This is a genomic window from Streptomyces sp. NPDC054770 (assembly GCF_053611985.1).
Window position 1 is genome coordinate 1 of record NZ_JBSHBL010000184.1, and the last position, 2,925, is coordinate 2,925.

Genomic DNA, 2,925 nt, shown 5'->3' on the forward strand with positions numbered 1-2,925 from the left:
GCGCCGGATGCTGACGAGCTCCTTCACCCGGCACCGGATGGAGAAGCTGCGCCCGGAGATCCAGCAGATCACCGACGACCTCATCGACAAGATGCCTCCCGCAGCAGGTTCTCGAGCTCGGCGGCCGGCTCGCGGAACCGGCCGGTGCCCTTCTTCGTGACGTGCGTCGTGTCGGGCATGGCGTGCTGTGCCTCTCGGTGGGGTTCGGGTGGTCCTGGGATGTCGGATGGGGACAGGGCGCGGGCCGGTCCCGCGGGGTCTCCGAAGAACCGGCCCTTGAACAGCCCCTGTTGCGGCCTGACAGGCCCGGGGTCAGCCGGTGATGTACAGGTCGTCGCGCACGTCGTAGACGCCCGGGGCCATCCAGGCGGCCGTGATCACGGCGTCGTGCTCCGCCCAGGTGCGGACGTGGCCGGTGAGGACGGCCGTGTTCCCGCTGGTGGTGACGTCGACCTCGCTGTCGTCGAGGATCAGCGCGTTGCGGTCCAGCGCGTCCGACACCAGCAGGATCACGTCGACCGGGTCGGCGTCGTCGGAGATCTCGATCCTGTCCTTGACGCCGCGGACCCCCGTCAGCACGGAGACCGCGTCCTCCGCGGCCCGCCGTTCCGAGCCGTACCGGACGACGCCGGTCAGCGTCAGGTTGCCGTTGTGGGCGCTCGCCTCGACACCGACCGGCACGGCGATGTTCATCAGCAGCGCGCTGTTCGCCGTCCCGGCCAGCGTCGCGTCGTCGCGCTCGTGCGCGGGCGGCAGGACCACCTCCAGGTTGTTGTGGACCTTGGTGACGCCGGCCACCCGCTGCGCGGCCGTGGCGGCCTCCAGGTACTGGAGGTAGCTCGGGACGGTTCCGGTGAGCCGCACTTCACCCCCCAGGTTGTGAACGGTGATGTCCGTCGCGTCCACCAGCGGGTCGAAGACGAGTTCCGCTTCGACCGACTGGCGAATGTCCTTTGTCTTGCTCATCGGGAGATCCTTCCGTTCCGGTGAGAGCCGAATTTCCGCTCGGTCATCAGTTCACCGCGAGACCGCGGTGCGAGTAAAAGCGATGGGAATGATGCTGGTATTGGTCCGAGCTATTCTCGGCGGTGTCGAAAAGTACCTGCTGCAATTCGCGGGGGAGGTCCGCGCTCCACACCAGGCCGGCGGTGGCGGTCAGCAGGGACGCCCAGGACGCTTCGGCGCGGACGGGCACCATCTCGTGCGGGCCCGCGGCCGGTGCCGGCCGCGGATCGATCCCCACGGGACGGCAGGGCGCCGTCAGCACCGCGCTCGGGCGGCTCCCGGTCGCGGCGAAGGCCAGGGTCATGGGCAGCGACTGCCCAAACGGCGGCTCGGCGAAGTCGAAGGACGGGTTCCCGGTCCGCAGCACCGAGCGCCAGGCGTCGTACGTCCCGGGATCGGCGTGCCGGGGGCCGTGGATGACGGGCATCCGGGCGAGCTCTCCGAGGCCGATGGCCCCGCTCGCCGCCGCCGGGTGCCGGGCCGGGATCCAGACGTCGGGTTCGAACGAGCCGATGTCCATCACGTCCAGGCGGTCCGGCAGCGGGCGGTCCGCGGGACGCAGCCAGCCCAGCGCGGCATCGGACCGCCGCTGCAGGACCGCGGAGAAGTCCGCGTCCAGCGGCGCCTCCGACCAGGTCACGTCGATCTCCGGCGCCGCCGACCGCAACCGCGAGACGGTCTCGGCGGCGAGCGCGGGCGGCAGTTGGGGCTGGACGGCGAAACGCAGCCCGGCCCGGCCCAGCCCCGCCGCCCGCCGGGTGCGGCTGACGCCGTGGTCGACCAGGGAGAGCACGGCCCGGGACTCCTCCAGCAGCACCGCGCCCGCCTCGGTCAGCCGGACCCCGTCCCGCCGGCGCTGCAACAGCGGTGTGCCGACGAATTCCTCCAGCCGGCGAATCTGCTGGCTCAGGGTCGGCTGCGCGACATACATGCGCTCCGCGGCATGGGTGAAAGTGCCTGCTTCCGCCACTGCCACGAAATAGCGCAGATGGCGGAGTTCGACGCCCTGGGGTGCCGAATTCACGGAACCGGGCGCGGAATTCGATATGTTCTCGGCTTTTTCCATGCAGTCCCATCCGGCCACTCAAGAGAAGCGGACGCCTGCCATGCTGCCGGAGGTCCGGACGCCGGGCTTGAGTCATCCGACTGCCCCGGTGCGGCCGTCGGGGGCGGGCCGGGTTCCGGCGCCCCGCGGCGGCAGCCATATGACGGATTGCGGCGGGCGGCCCGGACCCTAGCGTTCACGGCGAACGCCACGGCCCCGGGTGCCGGGAACCAGACGGCACCCCCGTACGGGAAGGTCACCATGCTCAGTTCGCCCAACGCACTCCTCTGGCGCGGCCTGCTGGCCGTCGTCATCGGCATCGTCTCCGTCACCTGGCCCGGCATCACTGTCGGCGCCTTCGTCGTCCTCTTCGCCGTCTACGCGTTCATGAGCGCGGCGACGGACGGGGCCCGCGCGTTCGCCAGCGACCGGGCGGGCCCGGTGTTCGGCTGGCTGCTGCTAGCCCTGCTCTCGCTGGCGGCCGGCATCGTCGCGCTGGCCTGGCCCGGCATCACGGCTCTCGCGCTCACGATCTGGGTCGCGGCCTGGGCGCTGTCCACCGGCTTCATGGAGATCGTCCTGGCCTTCCAGCGGGGCGAGACGGCGGGCGGCCGGGCCCTGTTCCTGCTGACCGGCCTGGTGTCGGTCGCGCTCGCGTTCGTGCTGTTCGTCCGCCCGGACATCGGCGCGGTCTCGCTCGCCAACGTCTTCGGGCTGTTCAGCATCGTCTACGGCGTCTCGTCGGTCTTCGCCTCGGTCGAGGAGCGGCGCGGCAGCAGCACCGCGAGCCGGTCCGAACCGGTCGGCGTCTGAGCGGAGTCCGAGCGGCGGCGTGGCCGTGCCCGGGGGCGGGGCCCCCGGGACCGGGACACACC

Annotated in this window: 3 protein-coding genes; 1 reads left to right on the plus strand and 2 read right to left on the minus strand. The window is 71.5% G+C overall.

Features of this window, described 5'->3' with window-relative positions:
• Positions 1–312 precede the first annotated feature (312 nt).
• Complete coding sequence (locus ACWGKQ_RS52060; protein WP_453299162.1) at positions 313–966, minus strand: BON domain-containing protein; 654 nt, start codon at positions 964–966, stop codon at positions 313–315.
• Positions 967–1,012: 46 nt separating this feature from the next.
• Complete coding sequence (locus ACWGKQ_RS52065) at positions 1,013–2,029, minus strand: LysR family transcriptional regulator (protein ID WP_453299163.1); 1,017 nt, start codon at positions 2,027–2,029, stop codon at positions 1,013–1,015.
• A gap of 282 nt (positions 2,030–2,311) precedes the next feature.
• On the opposite strand from ACWGKQ_RS52065, the gene ACWGKQ_RS52070 reads away from it, so the two are divergent.
• Complete coding sequence (locus ACWGKQ_RS52070) at positions 2,312–2,863, plus strand: HdeD family acid-resistance protein (RefSeq protein ID WP_453299164.1); 552 nt, start codon at positions 2,312–2,314, stop codon at positions 2,861–2,863.
• Positions 2,864–2,925 lie beyond the last annotated feature (62 nt).